Here is a 25,117-nt window from a genome sequence, read left to right as displayed (position 1 = left end):
CATGGAAATTTATGGGAAAAATTGTCATTTTGGCTTCCAAACAATCAGAAATTTTGGCAGTAAAAAAGCCATTCTTTTTTTCGAATGGCTTGTATGAATGTTTTTAAATCTATTTCTTTTTCCCCGCTGCTTGCATCGGATTTATTTTTCCATTGGCGGCACCTCTGGCAGCTCCTTCTTGCTTTTGTTTGAATACTTGGAACTTCGATATTGGTTCGGCGATTTCTCCCCAATAATTATTGGAGGTATCAATATCTGCCGTTTCACGCATTGGATCCAGTTGAACCGATTTTAATTTTTTATCAAAATAATAGGTTTTAGAAATTTTCTGCTCATTCTTTCTCCAAATTTGTGCAGACGATTTATCATTTAATTTTGAGCCGTCGGCAAAAGTAAATTCTAAAATTATCGGCATGACCAAGCCGCCTTTATTTTCAAAATCTATTTGGTAGGCGTAGACGTGTTCTAATTTTGATTGCTCTTTTTGCGACACTTTCGTAAAATCACCGCCTTTCATTTTGTATTCTTTCTTATCATCTACTTTCTCCAGGCCGCGGTTATAGCGCCAATAGAAATCTTGGGTTTCTTTATCGGTATCGGTATAAAAAGTAATGTCTTTATCATTCTTGTTTCTAATTTTAGAAATATCTTCGAACTCATTTTGCAAAGGTTTATCAACGGTGTAGGTAAATTCTCGACCTTGGGGAACCGCCTCAAAATCTGGCTTCACCGCAGTGACTTTGCTAATGGCAATATCCACAGGATCAATACCATAAAACCAACCTCGCCAAAACCAATCGAGGTTTTCTGCACTCGCATCATTCATGGTTCTGAAAAAATCTGCCGGTTCAGGGTGTTTGAAAGCCCATCTTTTGGAATATGTTTTAAAGGCTTTGTCGAATAATTCCCGCCCTACAATTGTTTCGCGCAGAATATTTAAACCTGTGGCTGGTTTGGAGTATGCATTTGGGCCAAACAGAATGATATTTTCTGAATTGGTCATGATCGGTTCTAACTGATCTTTCGGCAATTTCATATAATCAACAATAGTGTGCGCAGGGCCACGGCGGGAGGGGAATTTATTATCCCATTTTTCTTCGGTCAGGTATTCTACAAAGGTATTTAAACCTTCATCCATCCAGGACCATTGTCTTTCATCTGAATTAATGATCATTGGAAAGAAGTTATGTCCGACTTCATGAATAATTACGCCGATCATTCCGTTTTTTATTCCTTCAGAATACGTTCCATCTTTTTCAGTTCGACCGAAATTGAAACAAATCATCGGATACTCCATTCCATTTGCTGCTTCAACAGATTGCGCTACAGGATACGGGTACGGTATCGTATATTCGGAATAGGTTAAAATGGTATGGGCAATAACTTTGGTCGAAAATTTACGGTAGAGATTGTAGGCTTCTTTTGGATATAAACTCATGGCCATCACGTGATTGTTATTTTCGGGAATAATTACTTTCATACCGTCCCATATAAATTTACGTGATGAGGTCCAGGCGAAATCACGAACATTGTCCGCTTCAAATTTCCAGATTTTTCTTTCTTTTGATTTTGATTTTTCGGCTTTCTTGGCTTCCTCTAAAGTTACAATTTCTATGGGTTCTTTGGCGTTTTGCGCTTGCTTCCATCTCGACCATTGTGTGGGTGTTAAGACTTGTTCGAAATTTTTGCCAGCTCCTGTTGAAGCCACAATATGATCTGCGGGCACATTCATCGATACTTTGAAATCACCAAAAGCCAGGGCAAATTCTGCACGCCCGGTAAATTGATTATTTTGCCAGCCCTTGAAATCGCTGTAAACGCACATTCTAGGATACCACTGCGTAATGGTGTATAAATCGTTGCCATCTTCTGGGAAGAATTCGTAGCCGCCACGTCCGCCCATTTTAATTCGGTCGGGGATATTATAATTCCAATCTATTTTAAAGGTAAATTTCTCTCCTTTTTTCAAAACTTTAGGAAGATCGATTCGCATCATGGTTTTATTCACCATATAAGAGAGTGGTTTCCCCGCTGCATCGGTTACTTTTTCTAAGTTCACGCCATAGCCATTATTTTTTGCGGGTAAGTCGGTTACTTTTAATTCATCTGCATTGGCTCGTTTCGGAAGAAATGATTCGCTGTCATAGCCTGCATTATTTACAGATGACTGTTCGTTTTCATCAAGTTGTAACCATAAATAATCTAAATCATCTGGTGAATTATTGTAATAGGTGATGGTTTCTGAGCCTCTTAGATTTCTTTTGTCTTCATCTAAATATGCGGTAATATCATAGTCTGCACGATTTTGCCAATAGCCCTGTCCCGGTGCTCCGGAACCCGTTCTGTAATAATTCGGGGTGGGAAGAATCGTTCCTAATTGTTCGAATTTATTACCATGATTGCTGGTAGGATTGTTTTGAATATTTTGCCCGAAAAGGAAAACCGAGCAAAAAAACAGTGCAAGTATTTTGAATTTCATTGTCTTAGAAATTGTTAGCTGTTAATTTTCAAATTTAATTAATTTATTCGAATGGAAACTTATTTTATTTAAAATGATTTTTATTCTTATAATGCTACCGCGCCCCACCCTGAGTGGAACTCTTTTTATAGAATTTCTGGGAGCTGCCGCAGCGCTTGCAAATTCTATAAAAAAGTGGGAACGGAGGGTGGATCAGGCGCCCAAATAAAAATCTAAATCCGCTCCAAAATCATTTGTAATGACAGAAGAATTGCGACGATTGAAACGCCAATAATCCAGTATTTTTGATTGAATTTTAGGAATGTTGATAGCAAATAAAGAACTCCCATAATGATTAGCACGACGGCGATTTGCCCCAGTTCTAAGCCGATATTAAAACCCAAAAGTGGCAGCGCGATGTTTTGCTCAGAAGCCATGGTCATTCGGGCCAAATTGGCGAAACCCATCCCATGAATTAAGCCAAAAACCAAAGCGAGCGCGTAATTAATTCTCATTAATTTCTTTTGATTTTTGCGGAATAAAATATTGTCGACTGCGGTAAGCAAAATGGTGATTGGAATAAGCGTTTCTACCAAATCAGACGGCAAACGGAAAACATCCAAAACACTTAGCGCCAGCGTGACCGAGTGCCCAACGGTAAACGCAGTAATCAAAATTAAAATTTTCTGCCAGTCTTTGTAAAAATAAACGGCTACTAAAACCAAAATAAACAACTGATGATCCAGAGCGTCCCAAGAAATAATATGTTCCCACCCGAGTTTTACATAAAATAAAAAGTCTTGCATAAATTTTTTTTGTAAAAATAAAAAACTTATCTCAACAACAAAGCCCATTAACAGTTTTCATGCAATAATAGCTGATCGTTAATAATTTATTAGTTTATTTATTTTTTTATTATGAATTAAGAAGTTTATTTTATAGTTTTGGCAAAAATTAAATATATCGGCTATGACTAAAAACTTATTTTTTACGCTGGGAAAGATTTATGAACAAATTTTTCTGTTGAAAAAAATGGAAAAACAAGAAATTCCTTACCGCTGTTTTTATATTATTTTTTGGACTTTTCTTCGGACAATTTCAAAAGCTAGATTATAAATTTGAGACCCTGATCCGAGAAAGCAAAAGCACTTCTCAAAGGACAGACGCGGCAGAGAGATTATCTAAATTTGCGAAAGAACTGCAATTAGATGAGCATCTTGTAGTGACTGCAAAGGGTGCAAAAAATATGTATTCTGCAATTGTATACACCGAGAATTCGGCAAGCTTAAAAGCAAGAGGAATACTCGTTCAAAGTTCGTATCCAAAATTCGTAACGGTTTTGGCGACCATTGAAGATCTTGAGAAAATGGCAGAAATGAATGATGTTATTTCTATCATCTCGCCTGAGTTTGAAGAAGCAAATAACGATATCAGCCGAATTCAATCTGGAGCACATTTGCTACAAACAGGAGCATTAAACAACACCAGTTTCACCGGAGAAGGTGTTTTGGTTGGAATTTACGATTCTGGTATTGATTGGAAACATCCAGATTTTCGCGATCCAATGGACCCAACGAAAAGTAGAATTGTAAGAATTTGGGATCAAACTCTTAGCCCAATTGGTTCGGAAGTTAGTCCCACCGGATTTGCGAAAGGGGTTGAATACACACAAGAAGATATCAATGATGAATTGGATGGAACGCCGACGAATTTTGTAAGACAACAAGATATTGGCGGACATGGTACTCACGTTGCGGGAACAGTAACAGGAAACGGTTCCGGTTTGGCTGATTTCAGACATCAAGGATTTGCGCCCAAAGCAGGAATTGTCATTGTAAAAGGTGGCAATGGATCTTTCCCCCAGACCAACACGATTGATGCCGTGACGTATTTTCAAAATGTAGCCACTGCCATGGGTAAACCAATTGTGGTCAATATGAGTATCGGGGGACAAACTACCGCACACGACGGAAGTGGCCCACACGAAATCGCCATCGATGCGTTCACCACTTCAGGTCCAGGACGAGTAGTTGTAATTTCTGCAGGAAATGATTACGGTAAAAATTTGCATAGAAAAGTAGATATTAACCCCGGTCAAAGTGGTAATTTCAGTCTTACGGCTGGGAGTAACACAACTCTTTCTGTATTTTCTTTTTATATGTACAGCGATAACGATAATGATGTTGTCGCAAAATTAACAACACCAGATGGCATCGAATATTTATCGCCGCCTGGAGCTACAACAACACACTCAATTTTAAATAATAAATTCACTGCAGTGGTTTACAACTGGGTTTCTTCGGTTAATCTAAAAAGATACATTCAGGTTGTTATTAGTAGAAACTCTGGAACGACAGAAAATAGCCAAGGGCTTTATAAAATAGATTTACAAAATGACGGAGCCACGCCGACCTTATTTCATGGTTGGAAAGCAAGCGAAGGTGTAGCAACGGTTCTACAAAACGGAGACAACGAATATATTGTAGGTTCTCCGGGAAATGCTACTACAGCAGTAACCGTAGCGTCGTACGTTGGAAGACTAACCTCTTACCGAACTACTCCACCGGCAGGATATACGATTTCAAACACCACTGCGGAAGGGATTTCTTCTTTCAGTGCACAAGGTCCGAGAGCAGATGGTTTTCAAAAACCAGATATCGCTGCATCTGGTCAATCGGTAGTTTCATCGATGTCCGGGGATGCGCTTTTGGCACCAACTTCAACGGACAATGTTGATGGAACGTATTACAAAAAAAATCAAGGTACAAGTATGTCTTCTCCAGGTGTTGCGGGAGCAATTGCGCTTCTTTTGCAAGCCAATCCAAATTTAACTGCTGCAGAGGTGAAAATTAGACTCACTGGAAATGCAAGACAAGATTTTGTAACAAGCGTAGTTCCTAATCCACGTTGGGGTTTTGGTAAGTTAGACATTTACCAAGCCGTGGCTGACGAATTGGGTTGCCAAACTTCAGAAACAGAAACGATTGGTTATGATGAGCAATTTTATATTTCTTCGCAAGACCTTAATCAAACTTCGGCTAATCAAATTTTTGCGGTTAAATTTACCTCGAAAAAAACAGGTAAATTAGGTTCTGTTAATTTTTATACCGGATCGGGAACCCCAAGTGATATTCCTATTACGATTCAAGTAAGAGGAGTCGATACCAATGGAAATCCTGGAGTAGTATTGGCCTCGAAAACAATTAATTCATTATTAAATGATGTTCAAAGAAGTGCTTGGAATGCAATTGATTTTACATCTTTCGGGATTCCCGTAACAAATGGCGAAGATTTCTTTGTAACCATCGATGCCTCAACCGGAACAATGTCAATGAGAAGAGAAAGCATAAATGTGGACAATAGAAGTTCATTTTCTACTGATAATGGAACATCATGGACCGCTTCAACTACTGATTACAGAATTAGAGCAATGATTTATGAAGACATGCCTCAGATTAAAGCCTTAGCCACTCAAAATGAATCGGTAACATTCGCAATTGCAAACGGAAAAAATTATGCAACTACCCTCTGTAATTTTGTAGCGATGGTAGAAAAAACAACAACGAGCAATCTGACCGGAAACATAACCGCAAAAGTATGGGTAAATAATGCAGAACCAACTTATGTAGGAAGAAGATTTGAAATCACGCCAGCTACCGACCCAACTACTGCAACGGGAAGAGTTACTTTGTATTTCAACCAATCTGAATTTGACGCTTACAATGCAACAAATGCAATAAAATTACCGACTTCGCCATCTGATGCTGTCGGAAAAGGAAATATCTTAATTGATAAGTTCTCGGGCACAAGTTCTGATAACTCGGGAACAACCTCTTCTTATCCGAACGGCTTTGTAACGATTTCACCAACGGTAGAAAATGTAAAATGGAACGCTACCTATAATTATTGGGAAATTACGGTAGACACAACAGGATTTAGCGGCTTTTTTGTGAGAACAAGTTCTTCGAATATGGCAACAGCTGTTGTAAATAAAGACGAAATTTCCATGTATCCTAATCCAGTGAAAGAGGTTCTGAACATTACCGTAAAATCTAAAAATGGTGCGGTAAAAATATTTGATATGTCTGGCAAAGTAGTAAAAACCGCAGCGATCAATACCGCAGGAACAATCAATGTTTCAAAACTTTCAAAAGGTCTGTATATTGTTGAAATCACTACAAATGGAAATAATAAAGTAACCAAAAAAATGATTAAAGAATAAACCATCTTTATTTAATTTACCTTAAAGTGGCAGTCGAAAGATGGCCACTTTTTTTATCTTTGTTGAAAATAGCATCTTCATGTGTCGTAACCGCTTTCTTTTATTTCTTGTAAGCACTTTTTTAATTGTTGCTTTAAGTTCTTTCACAAGTGCTTCAGTAGTTAAAGTTCATCCTTATCATGTTGGTTCGGTAGAATTTAATTACAATTCTACATCGAAAACTTTTGAAATAACGGGGAAGTTTTTTCTGGATGATTTAGAAAACGCCCTCAAGAAAAAATATGGCAGAACCATTCACTTTAATGATGAAAAATATAAAACCCAGATTAATGAGCTGCTGAAAAAGTATTGTGACGAATACTTAAAATTAAAAGCAGACAATTCCTTTTTGAAAATTAACTATATCGGTTTCGAGGAAGACAGCGAAGCGGTGAATATTTATTTGGAATCAGAGACCACAAATCCCCCAAAAAAAGTAGAAACGGCGGTAAGTTTTCTTTATAATTATTTTGATGACCAAATGAACATCATCCACATCATTGTCAATGGAAAACGCCAAAGTGAAAAGTTAAATTATCCGAATCGGTACTTGTATAAAGTTTTTTAAAATCTGAAATTTACTAATTTTGCATGCGCTAAAAGCTCCGGAAAGAAAACATCAAAATGCTTTTGAAGCTGAGGTTTATTTCTCAGAAATATTTCGAAAACGGGTAGGTCTTTATCTAAATATTTTGCTTTATTCAACACATTTTGCATAGAATATTGAATCCCCCACTCTTCTTTGTAGTTATACAGCCATTGATCTTTTTCCATTCCGTTAACCATGCGAATTAATTTTTCGGGGAGAAATTCTTGATATTTTCTCAAAACCAAATATACTTTTTCTGCATGATTTTTTAAATCTTGATCATCGAGAGAATTCGCCAGAAAAAAATCCATCGACACATCAACAAATGCACCCGCATATAATCTCACCAAGGGGCTGAATATTTTCTTGGCCTCACTAATTTCAGCGTGTGAATCGGTAAAAGTATCGATTTCTCGATGTAATGTGATTCCTTGCTGCATTTTTTCGGGGTAGGAAAAGCGGTCTCGGTTTGGGATCACATCTTCCAAAAATTGCCCAACGATCTGTTCGTCGGAAAATGCAAGATAAGAATGGGCAAGGTAATTCATAAACGAATATAGAAATTCTTAATTGAAGTATATGACTTTCTTCTTGAATAACATGCAAAAAAATCCTTCAGATAAAAATATTTGAAGGATGGTTTACGAATTCATTTAAATTACTTGACCAAGAACTTTTTCGTTCCGATCAATGTATTATCGTGAGTATATATACTTAAGAAATATTGCCCAGGACTTAAACCTTTCAATTTAATGTTTCTCTGCTCGCTTATTAAAACCTGCTGTCCGGCGAGATTGGTAATTCTGAAACTGTAACTGCCTTCTTTTTTCAGACGAATATTCAATTCTTCTTTCGCTGGAATGGGATACAGGGTAAAGTCTTCGATTTGTATTCTATTATTTTCAGTCGTTGCCAGGGTTGAGGTTGGCATAAACTCAGAAACCACACAGGCAAACCGTGCATACGCAGACGCTTCATCCGCTGGTTTGGTGTCTCCAATCGCAATTCCCGTTGGTTCTGTATTGTAATTCACCATAGGATTGGCCCATCTGTTTATTCTTGTACAGCTAAAACCTTTCGACGAACATTCATCATTATACGCCATAATCGTACGCCATCTTTGACTGCTTACGCTGGTGTTTCCCAATGTAATCGCAGTTTTATTTGTATAACCGTGCGTGTGGTCGCATGGTGCCGTACTTTGGTTCACGTACCAATCATGATTCAAGCCCATATTATGTCCCATTTCATGAGCTAAGGTATAATTAGAAACCACACAGCTAAATATCCCGACTGAGTAAGCAGCGCTTGCCGAGTAATTAGTTGGATTGGTATTGAGATTACCTAAGCCGCAGGTATTGGTGGGCGTACTGGTTATCAAAGCACAAAGGTCAGCGCCATACGCCGATCTAAGAGAAGCCACGTCATCCATGTACGTGTCATTTGCAGTTCGGAACCTACTGAGATCAGTGCTGATATTGCCAGATTCAACGTAGGCTATTTCTTCAGCATATACCAAATTGATGGTTAAATTAGAAACCCCAGAATTGATTAACGAAGTGTTGAAATTAGTAATAGCAGTAGTTATAAAAGATTTACTTTGTGAAACTCCACCCCAGGCTGTTTTTGCTTGCGGGGTAAAAACAACCATCACATCAACCGTTACAGAAGCACATGCTGGCGTAGTGGCTAAACAAACATTTGGATTGGCTTTTTGCGAGAGCAGTGTTTCATCTAAATCTACAATAGGCCTAGTATCTTTATTAATCAATGCCGACTCGCTGACCACCGATAAGGCAAAAACGCTCTTGTCGGTTTGATGAAAAATAATCTTTTCACCTTCACTAGAAACATACATTCCTGTAACAATATCATCTACTGCAGATAAGACCAACTCGGCGTGCGACTCATTTTGAATGTCATAAACAAACGATTTGCTTCTATTGCTGTATAAAAATTCCCGTTTAAATTTTGCCTTAATCACTTTACCATCGGGAAGAGCAAATTCTAGGGCAGACGCTAAGTTAAAAGATGATTGTTGATAATACTTCGTAGAAATATAGGTATCGGACAGCAATTTGCTGACTTTTTGGTTCTCTGCCAATTGATTTTCACTGATTGTTTGCTGAAAGATTCTATTCTGGGCAAACGCCATCAACACGCAAAATAATGCTAAAAAAGATAATTTTGTTTTCATGACTACATAAGTTTTCTGGTTAGTTTAGAACAAATGTAAAAAAACGAGCCAAATAAATCACGGGTTAAATCACTCAATTTACACCAAAACCGCAAAGTAAACCCTTAAAACAAATACTCATGAAAATCTTCAATCTTAGCAACTTCCACAATTTGGATTCCGTATTTTTTCTTCGGAATTTTATTTAAGTTAGAAACAAAAATCTTTTCATATCCTAGTTTCTCTGCTTCAGAAATCCGTTGCTCAATTTGTGGAATCGGGCGAATTTCGCCACTCAACCCAATTTCACCGGCAAAACAAAAATGTTCTGAAATTGCAACATCTTCATTTGAAGACAAAATCGAGGCAACAACCGCCAAATCCAAAGCCGGATCGCCGGTTTTTATTCCACCTGTAATATTCAGAAAAACATCTTTCGCACCCAGTTGAAAACCTGCTCTCTTTTCTAAAACTGCCAGAAGCATATTTAATCTTTTTGAATCAAAGCCCGTACAACTTCTTTGCGGAGTCCCGTAAACCGCTGAACTCACCAAAGCTTGAATCTCAATCAACATCGGGCGATTTCCCTCTAAGGTAACGGCGACCGAATTTCCGGAAAGTTCTTCAAATTTCTTGGTAATTAATATTTCCGACGGATTTTTTATCTCTTTCAAACCTTGAGAAACCATCTCATAAATCCCAATTTCTGCGGTGGATCCAAATCGGTTTTTACTCGCCCGCAATAATCGGAATAAATGATTTCGATCGCCATCAAAATTCAAAACCACATCCACCATATGTTCTAAAACTTTTGGCCCTGCGATTTGTCCGTCTTTGGTAATATGACCTACCAAAAAAACCGGTGTATTGGTTTCCTTGGCGTATTTAATGATTTCATTAGAGGTTTCTCGAATTTGTGAAACCGTTCCAGGAGAACTTTCAATCAACTGACTTTGAAGCGTTTGTATAGAATCGATAATCATAAAATCGGGTTTCAATTTTTTGGCTTCATGCAAAATCTTTTCCACTGAAGTTTCTGTAAAAAGAAAGCAGTTTGGGTTTTGCAGCTCGGTTAAACGATCGGCGCGCATTTTTATTTGTGACGCACTTTCTTCACCCGAAACATAAAGAATTTTCTTCTTCATTTTCAAGGCAAGCTGCAACAACAAAGTCGACTTTCCGATTCCAGGTTCACCACCGATTAAAGTGACTGAGCCTAAAACAATCCCACCGCCGAGCACGCGATTTAACTCTTCAGAAGGCGTGGTAATACGGGGCTCTTCAAAAGTTTCAACTTCAATAATGTTGATGATATGTTGTTTCGATTTATCAGAATATGATTTAGTGCCCGATTTCTCCACAATTTCTTCCACCAAGGTATTCCACTCGCCACAATTTTTACACTGCCCAAGCCATTGTGGATGCTGTGTTCCACAATTTTGACACAGATATGCTGTTTTAACTTTTGCCATGTTGCGAATTTCCTGAAAAAAAATGAGACTTCCATAATTTAAATTTTTAAAAACAAATGGTTTTTGGCCGAAGCCAGTTCCTAATTACAATTAAAAAAATGCACTAAAGTCCGCTCCTACTATTAAATAAAATCATTGAAATTCTATGAAAACTTACTTCTTTTTTATTTTCTTATAGAAAAAATAACCCACAAAAATTACAATCAAGCCTAATAAAATCCATGGCAAGCCGAAAACAACAAACATGATTGCAGCTGGTAAATAACTCAATAGACTGCTTGAAATTTCATACGGATTCTGCGCTTCAAATTTTTCATACACCAATTTCGATAGGGCCATTTTAGAAAATTCTTCCATCACCGTTTCGTAGTTTTTTTGATTTTTTAAAATCGTGGTAAAATCGAAAAGCTCTAGTCGTTCGAGATAGGTAACAGCTAAATTATCAGTGGGTGTTGGACTGAAATTATTTTTAAAACCAGAAAACACTTTATTTGCCGCATTATATTGAAAATTAAAAGAATCGGAAAGCCCATGAATATCTTTTTCACTCAGTCCATCCCTCAGTTGAATGTAAAAACTCCCTTTTTCGATGGGATTTTTCCAAACACTCCCACTTTCCAAAAGATATAGAAAAGCATTATAATGTTCTTTATTGTACCCTCTGCTAACACTTCCATCATTGGTAGAAACGATGAAAAAAACCTCTACTTTCTTTATTTGGTTCGGCTCAAAAGTCATTTCCCAAACCTTCCAATTATCAGAAAAAGATTGAAAATTCCCCACATATTCTTCTTGCGGTTCTTTTAAAACAGCAAGTGGAATTTGATCTGCATAAATTTTAAAAGCACTTAATGAGTCAATATTTATTTGATTCAAACTTTGAGCACCCCCGCTATAAATCCCGTTAACGGGATAGCCCATTTTAAAGTTTAATTTTTCATTGGAATGATTTTTAAAAAAATACACGCCTTTTACAACCGCAAAACCTTTGTACAATTGAATGAAAATTTGCTCGCTTTGCATCTGCACTTTTTTAAAGGTCGCAGAATCTTCCGGGTAAAGCATCGTAAAGGTAGTTCCACCAGCGCTCCAAATGCCAGGTTGGGTGGCGTTTGCATGCAAGATATTTCCATAGAATATAAGAAAAGTGGCCGCCAAAAAGTTTTTCAGAATTTTAGAAATGTTATTCATTATTTCATTTTATTAAGTTCATTATAGATGAAAAAATCAAAATCCTCTGTGCCAGACTTGGTTCCATCCGCATATTCTATTTCGCGAAATGCAATATTTTGCAATGGTTTTTTAGGGTCATTGGTTGTTCCGGTCGCAACATAATCTTGATGTTCATTTCTTTTAAAGACGGTTATATTTTGGGTTTTCATTTCGGCATCATTTAGAAAATTCTGACCGATCAACATGGAGAAGTCTTTGGCCACGTCGGAATCATTTTTAGCCAATTGCTGCTCAATTTTTTGTAAATTTTGTATTATTTTATTGCCTTTTATTAAAAACTGTATTTTCATATTAGGCTCTTCATGATACAGAAAACTGCTGTGGCCTTGGTGATCTCTCTGAAAAAGCAATTTGTCTTTTAGATAGGCTTCGGTGGAAAAATAATTTTTCCCATCCGATAATGTTTCAGTAGATTTTATGAGGTATAAGTCTCCTTTAGCATTATAAAAAAACTCCTGAAGCAATTTTGAATCTGACTCAAAATCGGCCACAACTTGATCCAAACGGTCGTTTTTGTAAGCATAAACCGTTGTTTCTGTATACTCATTAGATTGCAATACTTTTTTAACCAACTGCTTTTTATCATTATAGGTATAATCAATACAGCGCGCGAGGCTCAAGGTTTTTTGTAACTGTGCACATTCCTTCGTCAACAAACCATTCTGGTAGGTGTAGCTGGTTTCTGTAGTATTATTATCCATATAATTAACCTCAACAATGGAGGAGATATTTCCCAATTCATTAAAGAGATAAGTTTCTTTGGATTGATCAATCACCACTTTATCCTTGAACTCGTACTGAATTAAGGATACTTTTTTGGGTTGCTTTTGAAAACCAAAGTCTTGGTAAGTCTTGTACATTTCCTTGGTGTCTTGCGAAAAACAAAAGACGCCTGGTAGAAAAAGAAATAATAAGAGTTTTTTCATGATATTAGCCGATTAGTTTAAACAAAACTATTGATTTTTCCATTTAAAACCAACAAAACAACAATATTATAAGCCAATTTAAGAATATTTCGTAATTTGGACACCTAGATCATTCTGCCCTATGAATAACAATCAACTCACTGGATTAAATATTTTAGGAACATTTGCCTTCAGTATCATTGCTTTGATGAACAAGGAAATAACCGTTTTTTATATGTTGTATTTATTTTGGTGGCAAGCAGTAATCGAAATCGCCGCCAATTTCATTCAACTGCTTCGCCTGAAACTTCCCCTGAGAATCGCTTTTGCTCATCTAAAACATGTTGCATTTTTATTAGGAATTTACTTCATCTTTATCATGGTCATATTCGGGATTATTTTTTCATATTCCAATTCAGACTTATTCACCATTAACGTTCAAGTTTTCGCCTTCAGAAATACGTCATTTGTAATCAACATTCTTTTATTTTTAGGACTTACCACCTTTAGTTTATTGAGAAGTAAAAACCCTGAAGTTTCGGTAAATGCTGGTATTTTTACACCAAAACTCATTATCCTGCATATGTCCATTGTCTTGGGTGCATTTTTACATTTCGGCATTCGTCATTTCTACCCAGAATCATTTAACGACAGTATTTATCCGTATTTCCTATCTGCGATCCCATTTCTTTTACTGCAAACCTATTTCGCCTGGAAAACAAGAGAAGTAACCAGCTAAAACATAAGAATTCTCTGGAGCAACCCCATTTTTGCTTCATACCAAACCAGTCCAGCTCTTCGCTATATCTTTTTTTTCTGAAAAAAAAGGATACCGCTTCGCTCTGGGCTAGAATAACTTTCAGTTTCTATTTTCATAGCTTTGATTTGTTTTATAGCTACCTTGATTGTAAATAATGATTCCTAATGATTTACAGACTGATCGGGTGTTTCGCTCAGAAAATAATTTATAACATCTTATTTGCCCTGTCTTATAAATTCACTTAACTTTGCCCAAACCTAATCTAATGAGTAAAAAGAACACGAAATACATCTTCGTAACAGGCGGTGTAACTTCCTCTTTAGGCAAAGGAATCGTCTCGGCTTCACTTGGCTTACTGCTAAAATCCAGAGGATTCAATGTCACCATCCAAAAACTTGATCCTTATATTAATATTGACCCAGGAACACTCAATCCATACGAACATGGCGAATGCTACGTAACCGAAGATGGTGCAGAAACCGATTTGGACTTGGGGCATTATGAGCGATTTCTAGATTCTAAAACTTCCCAAAACAACAATGTAACCACCGGTAAAATTTACCAAACCGTCATCGAAAAAGAAAGGAAAGGCGATTTCTTGGGGAAAACTGTTCAGGTGATTCCGCATATTACGAATGAGATCAAACGCCGGATTAAAATTCTGGCCAAGCAAAATTACGACATCATCATCACCGAAATTGGGGGAACAGTTGGCGATATAGAATCACTTCCTTATATTGAATCTGTTCGTCAGTTGAAATGGGAATTGGGGGAACATAACTCCATGGTGATTCACTTAACTCTATTGCCTTATTTGGCCTCCAGTGGAGAATTAAAGACAAAACCCTCCCAACACTCTGTGCGCCAGTTGATGGAGTCTGGGATCCAAGCTGACGTTTTGGTCTGTAGAACCGAGCATGTTATTCCAAAGGAACAACGTAATAAATTAGCACAATTCTGCAATGTCGCCTTAGAAAATGTAATCGAATGTAAAGATTTAGAAACCATTTACGAAGTTCCTCTTTACCTACAGAAACAGGATTTTGATGACGTGGTCTTAAAGGAGCTCAACTTAAAATCAGACAAACAAGCCGATTTAAAAGATTGGAAAACCTTCCTTAAAAAATATAAAAACCCAAAAAGAAAAGTAGAAATTGCTTTGATTGGAAAATATGTTTCCTTACAGGATTCTTATAAATCAATTGCTGAGGCCTTTATTCACGCAGGCGCCGATCTAGAAACCGAGGTGAAAATCCGCTGGGTGTATAGTGGCGAACTCGAAGAAAGCAATATGGCTGAAACTTTAGAAGGAATTGATGGTATGCTCATCGCTCCAGGATTTGGTGACCGCGGAATTGAGGGGAAAATTGCGGCGGCAAAATACAGCAGAGAAAACAATATCCCTTTGCTCGGGATCTGTTTGGGTATGCAAATCATGACGATTGAGTTTGCCAGAAACGTTCTTGGCTACAAAAAGGCCAACTCGATGGAATTCGACACTTCGACTCCAGAACCGGTAATTTCCTTGATGGAAGACCAGAAAAATGTGGTTGAAAAAGGCGGAACCATGCGCTTAGGAGCTTGGAAATGCTCCCTAAAAAGCGGTTCAAAATTGCATGAAATTTATGGTGCAAAAAACATCTCCGAAAGACACCGGCACCGCTACGAATTCAATTCCGAATACCGCGATGAATTTGAGAAAAATGGCTTAGTGCCAACCGGATTTAATCCCGAAACCGACTTGGTAGAAACCTTGGAGTTGAAAGATCATCCGTTTTATATTGGTGTTCAGTATCATCCAGAATACAAGAGCACGGTGGCTTCACCTCATCCTTTATTTAAGGCGCTGATAAAAGCCTCAACTGCAAAATAGAAAGAAGAAGATCAAAGACAAAATATATTTTTTAGTCTTTGTAAAAATTTCATCAAAATTAATTTCCCAATCTCTAAATGGTTTAATTTTGATGCTTTTTTAAGAAATTATTCACCCTTTAGGGAAGGGGAAAAGAAAATTTGTTAAAAACTCTTCATTGCAAAAAATTTCAGTATTTTTGTCACCCAAAATTAAAAGGTACAGCACTGCAAAATCTTGAACCTTCAATTTTAAAATTCAAATAAATTAAAATGCAGCAAAATAACGGTTTAGATAAAAATCAATTGATCATTTTCGCACTATTTTCAATGATTATTATGGGTGCAATGTTTTATTTTCAAAATAAGCAGACCACCGAACAGCAATTAAAGGAAGCTCAAAACCCCACCCAAGTCACCACCACTGCTCCGGTTACCAAACCAGCGATTGTAACCAACCTTAACGATAGCGTAAAAGCCACCTCAATTCAGCAGGTAGAATTGAAGAACAAAGACTTGACTTTGGCTATTTCTACATTGGGAGGTCAGCTTTCAACCGTTGAACTGAACGCGTATAAAGCATACAACAAAAAAACCGATGTTAACGATAAGAAGCTTCTACTTTTTGATAAAAACAATTCATCGTATGGCTTTCAGTTTAAAGATAAAACTGGAAAAACCTTCAATACCAAAGATTTAATTTTCACACCTACGCAAACCGGAAATACCGTCACCATGCAAGCCAATGTAAATGGTGCGGTTATTCAATTTATTTATACTTTATTAGATAAATACACAATCGACTTCAATGTTAAAACCCAAGGTTTAGCGCAACTCGTAACAGATTCTAAAGCAGATTTTGTTTGGGATTTTAGTGCCCGTCAAATGGAAAAGGGTCGCTCGCAGGAGCAAACGCACACCGAATTTAATTATGTGTTCGACAATTATAGCAGTTTTGACTATGATGGAAGAACCGAAATGGAGGAACCAAAAGAAACACTCAACTGGCTTGCGATTAAACAACAGTTTTTCTCCATGGTGATCGAGCCACAACATGGTTTCAAAAATTCTCACGGCTCACAGGAAATGATCGATGAAGGCGAGTTTGTAAAAAAATTCAATTTTAATGGTCAGGTTGATTTGGCAGCTGGTGAATTGAACCAAAATTTCAAATGGTATTTTATGCCCTTGGATTTGCCATTATTAAAATCATACGATAAAAACTTCGATGAATTGCTTCCTTTAGGTTGGTCGTTCATCGGTTCTTTGAACAGATGGTTCTTCATCCCGATGTATAATTTAATTTCCAGTTGGGGGCTGGCTGCTGGGTGGGTTATTTTTTTAATGACCATTATTGTAAAAATAATTTTGTCACCCGTAATGTTCAAGCAACATAAGCTGAGTGCGATGATGAAAGTTATTCGGCCAGAAATTGATGCCGTAAACGAAAAATACAAAGGCGCAGACGCCATGAAAAAACAGCAGGAAACAATGGCTGTTTATCGAAAAGCCGGCGTTAACCAGATGGCAGGCTGCTTACCGGGTTTAATACAGGTCCCGATTTTCTACGCCTTGTTCCGTTTCTTCCCGAATATGATTGATTTACGAGGCAAGAGTTTTTGGTTTGCAAAAGATTTAACGGCGTACGATGATGTGATTAAATTGCCTTTTAACATCCCATTATTAGGAGATCACTTAAGTATTTTCGCTATTGCGTGTACGGTGGTTATTTTAATTTACACCGTGATGACGGCTGGAAATATTCAGCAACCCACGCAAGAAGGAATGCCCAATATGAAAGTGATTATGTACATCTTCCCGATTACATTTTTATTCTTCTTAAATACTTCAGCTTCTGGACTTTCTTGGTATTATTTTGTTTCTAATGCAATTAATATATTAATTATTTTAGTTATTAAATACTGGATTTTAGATGAAAAGAAAATCCATGCTCAAATTCAGGAAAACAAAACCAAAGGTCCAAAACCGGAAGGAAAATTCCAGAAGAGAATGCGCGAAATGATGGAGAAAGCACAAGAGCAGCAAAAAGCACAACAGCAACAGGGAGGAAAGAAGAAATAATTAAGCAGTTGAGCGAAGTTCAATTTATTTATACATAATAAAGAGTGGAAGAGTTTTTTTCCACTTTTTTATTGCTTTTGTTCTGTTAATAGTCATCAAAAATAATTACCGATTCCTATAAGATATACTTTTGACGAATTTTTATATCCTTTAAAGACGGCTAATTGTATGTTGATTTTTTCAACTCCATTGCTTATTAAAGCTCAGTCATACTTGAGTCGAAATGATTGCCGGTGATGAATCGTTGGTCCAAATTTGATAAGAGCCTCACGATGTTGCTTGGTAGCATAGCCCATATTTTTATTCCAGCCATACTCCGGAAATTCTTCATGCAATTGGATCATCATTTGATCCCGATAATTCTTGGCTAAAATAGATGCACATGCAATGGATAGGATTTTAGAATCTCCTTTAATAATGCATTGATGAGGTATATAATGATACGGATGAAACCTGTTTCCATCAATTAGTAGCAGTTCTGGTCTAATTTTCAGTTGATCCAAAGCCAAATGCATGGCATGAAAACTCGAATTCAGGATGTTAAATTCATCAATATGAGCTGGCGACCGCTCAGCAATAGCAAAATCTTTAACATTTTCTTTAATATAAAAATCGAGTTCGAGGCGTGTTTTAAATGTTAATTTTTTAGAGTCGTTAACCAAATTTTGGTTAAAATTTTCATCGAGAATAACGGCCGCAGCGACCACTGGTCCGCACAAACAACCTCTTCCAACCTCATCGCAACCAGCTTCTATAAATTTCCCGGAGACCGTTTTCAATAATTCCATTAATGATATTTATAAGTTAAAATTACAAATTTTTTAAGAATTAATTAACAAATAGTTTGGTTGTTTTACAAATTATTTGCACTTTTGTTGTAATGAAAAAATTTAATTTGATATGAAGAAACTAACAACAAGCGTTTTAGCGGTAGTTTTGACTGCGTCATTTGCTTTGGTAAATGCACAGAAGAAAGACACGATTAAAACGCAAGATATCGAAGGCGTCGTAGTAACGGCTTTAGGTATCAAAAGAGAGAAAAAATCTATTGGGTATGCAGCTCAAGAGGTTTCAGGTGAAACCATTTCTGATGCAGGACAAAACAACGCTCTAAGCGCTTTGTCTGGTAACGTAGCAGGTGTTACCGTTACTTCCCCTTCATCAATGGGTGGATCTACGCGAATTACAATGCGTGGAATAAGTTCAATCATCGGTGAAAACAGACCATTAATCATCGTGGATGGTGTACCATTGGATAACAGTAACATCAATGACACAAACACCCAAAGAGGTGCTGGTGGTAGAGATTATGGTGATACTACCTTTGACATTAATCCAGATGATATTGAAACAGTAACCGTGCTAAAAGGGGGTCCTGCGGCCGCTCTTTATGGTTCTAGAGCCTCAAATGGTGTAATTATTTACACTACCAAGCAGGCTAAACGAGGAAAAACCTCTGTGGAATTAAATACTGGTGTTTCTTTTGAAACAATTTACATTCGACCTCAGTTACAAAACCAATATGGTGGTGGTCTTGCCGACACTTTACCTACAGCAGTAATCAATGGCCAGACCTACAATATTGCTGATTATGGAATGGATGAATCATGGGGTCCTAAATATGATCCAAATTTAATGTATTTGCCGTGGAACGCATTTGACCCAGAATATGCAGCGGATTATATGAAAACAATTGCTTGGGTTGCACCAGAGCATGATGTTGACTCATTCTTTGATGTAGGAGTTACCCTTACCAATAACATCTCGGTTTCAAAATCATTTGAAAAATCCAACCTAAGAGTATCGTATACCAATACAGATATTTCAGGAATTGTACCTACAAGTAGTATTAAAAAGCACAACTTCGCTATCAATATGAACAGTGAACTAAGCGAAAAACTTAAGGTAGAAACCGGAATTAATTTTGTGCAAACTCATGGATTTAATAGACCAGAACAGGGCTATGGAGACAATTCTGTTGCTCAGAAATTCTATCAGTGGGGACAAAGACAGCTTGATTTTTCAAAATTGAAAGATTATAAATTGGCAAACGGCATGCAGAGAAGCTGGAACAGAACAGGTTGGGATGACGGAACACCTCTATACTCTGATAACCCATATTGGACCATCAACGAAAACGTATCAAATGACAAAAGAAATCGGTTTTTCGGTAACGCAGGACTGACTTATGACATTTTAGATAATTTATTTGTAGTAGGTAAGGTCTATGCTGATATCTATTCTCAGGACAATGATTCAAGAGTCGCTATCGGTTCACAATCTACATCTGGGTACGCTACAAGTACAAGAAATTTCTCAGAATTTAACTATGAAGCGAGACTTCACTGGAACCCAAGAGTATCTGATGATTTTACAGTGCAAACTTTCGTAGGAGCAAACAGAAGAAATTCAAAAATCAGCAGTTTATTTGGACAAACCGTTGGTGGATTAATTATCCCGAACTTTTATAACTTAAGAAATAGTATTGAAACTCCTTTAGCTCAAAATACAGATTCTGAGAGAAGAGTGAATTCAGTTTTCGGATCATTATCATTAGGATTTAAGGAAACTTTATTTGTTGAAGCTACAGGAAGAAATGACTGGTTTAGTACAACAGTACATGATGGCTTCTACCCATCAGTAACTGGTAGTTTTGTATTTTCCAATGTATTTAAGGCAAATTGGTTATCTTTTGGTAAGTTAAGAGCTGGATGGGCAAAAGTTGCGAGTGACACTAATCCTTATCAAGTGGTTAACGTTATGAATCAAGCGATTAACTTCAATGGTCAACCAAGATATACATTAAGTACACAAAATAACAATCCTGATCTGAAGCCTGAAATGAAGGAAACCAAAGAAATTGGGATTGAAGCAAATTTCTTTAAAAACAGATTTGGTTTTGATGTAACTTATTATGATGTAAACGTGCAGGATGCGATCTTACCATTAACGATCGATCCAGCAACTGGGTTTAGAAGTAATGTTGTAAATGCAGGAGAAATCAGAAACAAAGGAATCGAGGCAATGGTATTTGTAACTCCAATAAAATCTAAAGATTTCTCTTGGACTATGAACTGGAATTTTGCTAAAAATGAAAACGAAATCGTAAAACTTTACGAAGGAGTTTCAACCTACCAATTGACCAATGCTCCATTTAGAGCTCGTTTACTTGCTGTAGAAGGTGAAGCATATGGATCAATTTACGGTACCGACTTTGTTTACGATGCAAATGGCAACAAAATAGTTGGTTCTAATGGCCGATATGTAGCATCTGCAATCAAAAATCTAGGATCCACTTTGCCAGACTATAACATGGGTTTAAGAAACTCTTTGAAATACAAAAACCTAAGTCTATCATTCTTGTTTGATATGCAACAGGGAGGTAAGTACTTCTCAACTTCACACATGTGGGGAATGTACTCCGGTATGATTGAAGAATCTACACTTGATGGAAATAGAGCAGGAGGAATAGTATTGGATGGAGTTTTAGCCAATGGAAATCCAAATACAAGAAATATTTCAGCGCAAGCTTATGGGGCAATGCACTATAACACGGTAGATGCACTTAATGTGTTCGATGCCAGCTATATTAAATTAAGAGACGTTACTTTAGGTTTTGATTTACCTAAATCATTAATCGGTGGATTCTTGGAAGGAGTTAGAATTTCTGCATTTGGTAGAAATCTAGTTGCTTGGAATTTAGATTGGAAAGGTATGGACCCAGAGAATACATCATATGGCTCAGGTAATATCCAAGGTTTAGAGGGTGGTTCATTGCCATCAACAAGACAATATGGATTTAATGTTAACTTTAAATTTTAATTAAAAGATGAAAAATATAAAAAAAATTGCTTACGCTTTTGCCGCAGTTTTAATCACCTCGACGGCAACTTTAGTAAGTTGTCGACAAGACTTCGAGGAAATAAATACAAATCCAAACTCACCAGAGGTAGCTTTAAGTTATGGAATTTGGAACGCAGCGAATAAAATTGTAACTGATGCAACTAGAAATTCCTTCGAATCAGCAAGAGTTACTTTACCATGGATGCAGTATTCTGCACAGACTGCTTACACAGAAGAAGATAGATACCAATATCGATTAACAAGTGGAGACGCCTTATATACACAGCTTTATACTGCGGCATCTAACTACAAAGAGATTATTAGAATGAACACTGATCCTAAAACTGCAGGACCAACAAGTGCTTATGGATCTAATAAAAATCAAATTGCGGCATCTAGAGTGATGTTATCTTACATTTTTCTTAATTTAGCAGATACTTTTGGAGATGTCCCTTATTATTCTTATGGTAGCAACGATCCTGATTTTCAGGCACTAAATGTAAACTCTACCTTTAAGCCTAAGTTTGCTTCTCAAGCAAAAATCTATGCAGACATAATGAAGGAATTGAAAGAAACAGCAGAAATGTTGGAACTGGATAAACCTGTATTTATTCAAGGAGACGTCCTATTTGATGGCGATGCAGATAAATTAAGAAAATTTGCAAATTCATTGAGATTAAGAGTTGCAACGAGAGTAAAAGGTGTTGTTCCAGGAGCAGAAGCACATATAGCTGATGCGATCGCGAAAGGAGTAATGACTTCTAATAGTGATAACGTAGGAGTTAAATATGAAAACAGTTTGGTGAATCCTTCACCGATGTACAATGATTTCTTAACCCGTTCAGACTTCTCTGTTGCGAAACCATTTATTGACTTATTAAAAGGAACTAACGGTAATTTTGGATTAGATGCAAGATTATTTAGATATGCTGCTCCTATGGGAACATTAAAAGCAACGATTTTAGATGGTTCTTATGCCGTATCTACAAATCCGGCTGATTACGTGGGCCAACCGTACGGATTAGACCAATCAATGTCTACTTCTCAATCTGGTCAGTCAAATTTCTTTAGTAAATTTGTATATAAGAAAGACTATACAGAGATTCTAATGGAATATTCTGAAGTACAATTTCTTTTAAGCGAAGCTAACGGTTGGAATCAAACCAACTATGTGAATGGAGTAAGAGCTTCAATGGAAAAATGGGGTGTTAGTGAAGCAAATATTGTTTCGTTTATCGGCGCCTTACCAGCAGCAAGTAAAGCAAATGTTCTAACCCAGAAATACGTAGCATTATTTATGCAACCGTACGAAGCATGGGCGGAATATAGAAGAACAGGATTCCCAGACACAAGTATTTTATTACTACCAGGTGAATCTTATGCTTTAAATGTACCAGTTGGAGGAGCGACTACATACGTTTTCGAACCACTAATCGCTGATTTAACTGACCTTCCGACAAGATTGTATTATCCAACGGTAATCCAAACATTGAATAAGGAAAATTACCAGGCTGCTTCTACTGCAATTGGAGGAGATAAAATGAATACCAAATTAATTTGGGATAAAAACTAAAATATAATATATATTTTAATTTAACCACTCTTCGGAGTGGTTTTTTTATTTCCGTATATTTGTAGAACAAAATAATACCATGAATATTAAAGAAATCATCCAAAATAAACTTGCAGAAATCATTCAAACCGTTTTTCAAATTGACGATGTAAATCAAAGAAACAATCTGACCCTAGACGTTCAGCAAAATAAAACCGAATTTGAAGGAGACTTTACCATTGTGACTTTTCCGCTGGTTAAAATTTTAAAAAAAAGTCCAGATGCCATAGCCATTGAATTAGGCGAGGCATTTACCACGCAATCCGATTTCGTGGAAAGCTATACTGTGGTAAAAGGGTTTCTTAATCTAAAAATAAAAAACAATTTTTTTCTAGATAATTTAAAATCGATCTACCAAAAATTTGATCAAAAAGAACCAAAACATCAAACGGTTATGGTTGAATATTCATCGCCAAACACCAATAAACCATTGCACCTTGGCCATATCCGAAACAACCTTTTGGGATATTCTGTTGCGCAGATTTTAAAAGAAGATGGTTACAATGTAATCAAAACCCAAATCATCAACGACCGTGGAATTCATATCTGCAAATCGATGCTTGCCTGGGAAAAATCTGGAAAAAATGAAACTCCAGATTCAACAGGGCTGAAAGGTGATAAACTCGTCGGAAACTATTATGTTGCCTTTGACAAAGCTTATAAAAAAGAAATCGCAGAATTAGTTGAACAGGGTTACGAAGAAGAAGTAGCAAAAAAACAGGCTCCAATCATTTTAGAAGCCCAAAAAATGTTGCTCGATTGGGAAAAAGGCGACGAAATTGTAAAAACCCTTTGGACAGAAATGAACGCTTGGGTTTACGCAGGTTTTGCAGAAACCTACAAAAGATTGGGCGTAGATTTCGATCAAGTTCTATATGAAAGCAATACTTATTTGTTAGGAAAAGATTTGATTCAGGAAGGATTAGTTAAGGGAATTTTGTACAGAAAAGAAGATGGCTCCGTTTGGTGCGATCTTTCTGAGGAAGGTTTAGATCATAAATTACTGCTTCGCGCCGATGGAACCTCAGTTTACATGACTCAAGATTTAGGAACAGCCGTTCAGCGATTTAAAGAAAACGCTCTTCAAAAATTAATTTATACGGTAGGAAATGAGCAAGACTATCATTTTGATGTTTTGTTTAAAATCCTAAAGAAATTAGGATATGTATGGGCAGAAAACCTTTTTCACCTTTCCTATGGCATGGTTGAACTTCCGGCTGGTAAAATGAAATCCCGCGAAGGAACCGTTGTAGATGCTGATGATTTGATGCAGGAAATGTACGAAACAGCTAAAGAAAAAGCACAGGAACTCGGCAAATTAGAAACTTTGTCTGACGATGAAAAAGAAAAATCTTACGAAACCGTAGGCATAGGAGCACTGAAATATTTTATGCTGAAAGTGGATCCCAAGAAAAAAATGCTATTTAATCCCGCGGAAAGTATCGACTTTGCGGGAAATACCGGACCTTTTATTCAGTACACGTACGCCAGAATTCAATCATTATTGGCAAAAGCAGCCTACCAAAAATCCACCGTGACCGATTATGAGCTCAACTCTTCTGAAAAAGAACTGGTTATGAATCTTTCCAATTTCAAAGAAGTGGTTTCCAGAGCGGCAGAAACGCTATCTCCGGCACTCGTAGCCAATTATGTGTATGACGTCGTAAAGTCGTATAACTCTTTCTATCAGAACAATCCAATCCTCAATCAAGAAAACGAAAACGCCAAAAATTTCCGTTTAGAATTGTCTGAATTGACGGGAAGAACGATCAAGAAAGGATTAGAACTTTTAGGAATCGGCACGGTGAATCGAATGTAATCTTTGGGTGTGCTCTTTTAATCCTCACCTTAAATCCCTCTCCAGCGGAGGGGGAC

16 protein-coding genes are annotated in these 25,117 nt (G+C 37.0%); 8 read left to right on the top strand and 8 right to left on the bottom strand.

The genetic code is table 11. From position 1 onward, the window contains the following. Positions 1–109: 109 nt before the first annotated feature. Both QWY78_RS00170 and QWY78_RS00165 read right to left on the bottom strand, forming a co-directional pair. The gene (locus QWY78_RS00170; RefSeq protein WP_290215655.1) at positions 110–2,479 is read right to left on the bottom strand and encodes a M1 family metallopeptidase; all 2,370 of its coding nucleotides are present in this window, start codon (positions 2,477–2,479) and stop codon (positions 110–112) included. A 212-nt stretch (positions 2,480–2,691) separates the two neighbouring features. Beyond that, a complete protein-coding gene (locus QWY78_RS00165; RefSeq protein WP_494337413.1) occupies positions 2,692–3,312 on the bottom strand; it encodes a HupE/UreJ family protein in 621 nt (206 codons plus the stop codon). Between the two features lie 392 nt (positions 3,313–3,704). Here QWY78_RS00165 and QWY78_RS00160 point away from each other — a divergent pair, with 392 nt between their 5' ends. Next, positions 3,705–6,680 (top strand): S8 family peptidase, encoded by a 2,976-nt coding sequence (locus QWY78_RS00160; RefSeq protein WP_290215653.1) that lies wholly within the window; start codon positions 3,705–3,707, stop codon positions 6,678–6,680. A gap of 79 nt (positions 6,681–6,759) precedes the next feature. Beyond that, on the top strand, positions 6,760–7,287 hold the full coding sequence (locus QWY78_RS00155) for a DUF6702 family protein (protein WP_290215652.1): 528 nt from the start codon (positions 6,760–6,762) through the stop codon (positions 7,285–7,287). Here QWY78_RS00155 and QWY78_RS00150 read toward each other — a convergent pair. From QWY78_RS00150 to QWY78_RS00130, 5 genes are all read right to left on the bottom strand, one after another. After that, a complete protein-coding gene (locus QWY78_RS00150; protein ID WP_290215651.1) occupies positions 7,284–7,856 on the bottom strand; it encodes an acyl carrier protein phosphodiesterase in 573 nt (190 codons plus the stop codon). The two genes, QWY78_RS00155 and QWY78_RS00150, sit on opposite strands and share 4 nt — an antisense overlap. 110 nt (positions 7,857–7,966) lie before the next feature. Then, positions 7,967–9,505 (bottom strand): M12 family metallo-peptidase, encoded by a 1,539-nt coding sequence (locus QWY78_RS00145; protein WP_290215650.1) that lies wholly within the window; start codon positions 9,503–9,505, stop codon positions 7,967–7,969. A gap of 104 nt (positions 9,506–9,609) precedes the next feature. Continuing rightward, positions 9,610–10,956, bottom strand: a complete 1,347-nt coding sequence (gene radA, locus QWY78_RS00140) for a DNA repair protein RadA (protein WP_290215649.1) — start codon at positions 10,954–10,956, stop codon at positions 9,610–9,612. A 153-nt stretch (positions 10,957–11,109) separates the two neighbouring features. Beyond that, a complete protein-coding gene (locus QWY78_RS00135) occupies positions 11,110–12,147 on the bottom strand; it encodes a hypothetical protein (RefSeq protein WP_290215648.1) in 1,038 nt (345 codons plus the stop codon). Beyond that, the gene (locus QWY78_RS00130) at positions 12,147–13,115 is read right to left on the bottom strand and encodes a hypothetical protein (protein ID WP_290215647.1); all 969 of its coding nucleotides are present in this window, start codon (positions 13,113–13,115) and stop codon (positions 12,147–12,149) included. Before QWY78_RS00130 ends, QWY78_RS00135 begins: the two co-directional genes overlap by 1 nt. A gap of 121 nt (positions 13,116–13,236) precedes the next feature. Between QWY78_RS00130 and QWY78_RS00125 the strand changes: the two genes are divergently transcribed. The 3 genes from QWY78_RS00125 to yidC all read left to right on the top strand — a co-directional run bounded on the left by QWY78_RS00125 (position 13,237) and on the right by yidC (position 17,787). Further along, the gene (locus tag QWY78_RS00125) at positions 13,237–13,833 is read left to right on the top strand and encodes a hypothetical protein (protein ID WP_290215646.1); all 597 of its coding nucleotides are present in this window, start codon (positions 13,237–13,239) and stop codon (positions 13,831–13,833) included. Between the two features lie 286 nt (positions 13,834–14,119). Then, positions 14,120–15,727, top strand: a complete 1,608-nt coding sequence (gene pyrG, locus QWY78_RS00120) for a CTP synthase (RefSeq protein WP_290215645.1) — start codon at positions 14,120–14,122, stop codon at positions 15,725–15,727. A gap of 251 nt (positions 15,728–15,978) precedes the next feature. Next, positions 15,979–17,787, top strand: coding sequence for a membrane protein insertase YidC (gene yidC / locus QWY78_RS00115; protein WP_290215644.1), 1,809 nt, complete (start codon positions 15,979–15,981; stop codon positions 17,785–17,787). A 203-nt stretch (positions 17,788–17,990) separates the two neighbouring features. Here yidC and rnhB read toward each other — a convergent pair whose 3' ends face one another. Next, the gene (gene rnhB, locus QWY78_RS00110; protein ID WP_290215643.1) at positions 17,991–18,575 is read right to left on the bottom strand and encodes a ribonuclease HII; all 585 of its coding nucleotides are present in this window, start codon (positions 18,573–18,575) and stop codon (positions 17,991–17,993) included. A gap of 112 nt (positions 18,576–18,687) precedes the next feature. On the opposite strand from rnhB, the gene QWY78_RS00105 reads away from it, so the two are divergent. The 3 genes from QWY78_RS00105 (at position 18,688) to argS (ending at position 25,061) form a co-directional block, all read left to right on the top strand. Beyond that, positions 18,688–21,609 carry a SusC/RagA family TonB-linked outer membrane protein gene (locus QWY78_RS00105; protein ID WP_290215642.1) on the top strand — a complete coding sequence of 974 codons (2,922 nt, stop codon included), beginning with the start codon at positions 18,688–18,690 and terminating at the stop codon, positions 21,607–21,609. 7 nt (positions 21,610–21,616) lie between these two features. Then, positions 21,617–23,203 (top strand): SusD/RagB family nutrient-binding outer membrane lipoprotein, encoded by a 1,587-nt coding sequence (locus tag QWY78_RS00100; RefSeq protein WP_290215641.1) that lies wholly within the window; start codon positions 21,617–21,619, stop codon positions 23,201–23,203. 79 nt (positions 23,204–23,282) lie between these two features. Next, the gene (gene argS / locus QWY78_RS00095; RefSeq protein WP_290215640.1) at positions 23,283–25,061 is read left to right on the top strand and encodes an arginine--tRNA ligase; all 1,779 of its coding nucleotides are present in this window, start codon (positions 23,283–23,285) and stop codon (positions 25,059–25,061) included. The last annotated feature ends 56 nt before the right edge of the window (positions 25,062–25,117 follow it).

It is taken from the genome of Kaistella yonginensis (assembly GCF_030409525.1).
Lineage (GTDB): Bacteria > Bacteroidota > Bacteroidia > Flavobacteriales > Weeksellaceae > Kaistella > Kaistella yonginensis.
This window is presented reverse-complemented; position numbering and strand designations above follow the sequence as displayed.

Bases quoted from the DNA above. Each gene is read 5' to 3' on its own strand.
- QWY78_RS00150 (WP_290215651.1), bottom strand. From the start codon at position 7,856: ATGAATTACCTTGCCCATTCTTATCTTGCATTTTCCGACGAACAGATC.
- QWY78_RS00100 (WP_290215641.1), top strand. From the start codon at position 21,617: ATGAAAAATATAAAAAAAATTGCTTACGCTTTTGCCGCAGTTTTAATC.
- QWY78_RS00165 (WP_494337413.1), bottom strand. From the start codon at position 3,312: ATGGGCTTTGTTGTTGAGATAAGTTTTTTATTTTTACAAAAAAAATTT.
- QWY78_RS00145 (WP_290215650.1), bottom strand. From the start codon at position 9,505: ATGAAAACAAAATTATCTTTTTTAGCATTATTTTGCGTGTTGATGGCG.
- QWY78_RS00130 (WP_290215647.1), bottom strand. From the start codon at position 13,115: ATGAAAAAACTCTTATTATTTCTTTTTCTACCAGGCGTCTTTTGTTTT.
- QWY78_RS00170 (WP_290215655.1), bottom strand. From the start codon at position 2,479: ATGAAATTCAAAATACTTGCACTGTTTTTTTGCTCGGTTTTCCTTTTC.
- QWY78_RS00105 (WP_290215642.1), top strand. From the start codon at position 18,688: ATGAAGAAACTAACAACAAGCGTTTTAGCGGTAGTTTTGACTGCGTCA.
- QWY78_RS00135 (WP_290215648.1), bottom strand. From the start codon at position 12,147: ATGAATAACATTTCTAAAATTCTGAAAAACTTTTTGGCGGCCACTTTT.
- QWY78_RS00125 (WP_290215646.1), top strand. From the start codon at position 13,237: ATGAATAACAATCAACTCACTGGATTAAATATTTTAGGAACATTTGCC.
- argS (WP_290215640.1), top strand. From the start codon at position 23,283: ATGAATATTAAAGAAATCATCCAAAATAAACTTGCAGAAATCATTCAA.
- pyrG (WP_290215645.1), top strand. From the start codon at position 14,120: ATGAGTAAAAAGAACACGAAATACATCTTCGTAACAGGCGGTGTAACT.
- rnhB (WP_290215643.1), bottom strand. From the start codon at position 18,575: ATGGAATTATTGAAAACGGTCTCCGGGAAATTTATAGAAGCTGGTTGC.
- QWY78_RS00160 (WP_290215653.1), top strand. From the start codon at position 3,705: ATGTATTCTGCAATTGTATACACCGAGAATTCGGCAAGCTTAAAAGCA.
- QWY78_RS00155 (WP_290215652.1), top strand. From the start codon at position 6,760: ATGTGTCGTAACCGCTTTCTTTTATTTCTTGTAAGCACTTTTTTAATT.
- yidC (WP_290215644.1), top strand. From the start codon at position 15,979: ATGCAGCAAAATAACGGTTTAGATAAAAATCAATTGATCATTTTCGCA.
- radA (WP_290215649.1), bottom strand. From the start codon at position 10,956: ATGGCAAAAGTTAAAACAGCATATCTGTGTCAAAATTGTGGAACACAG.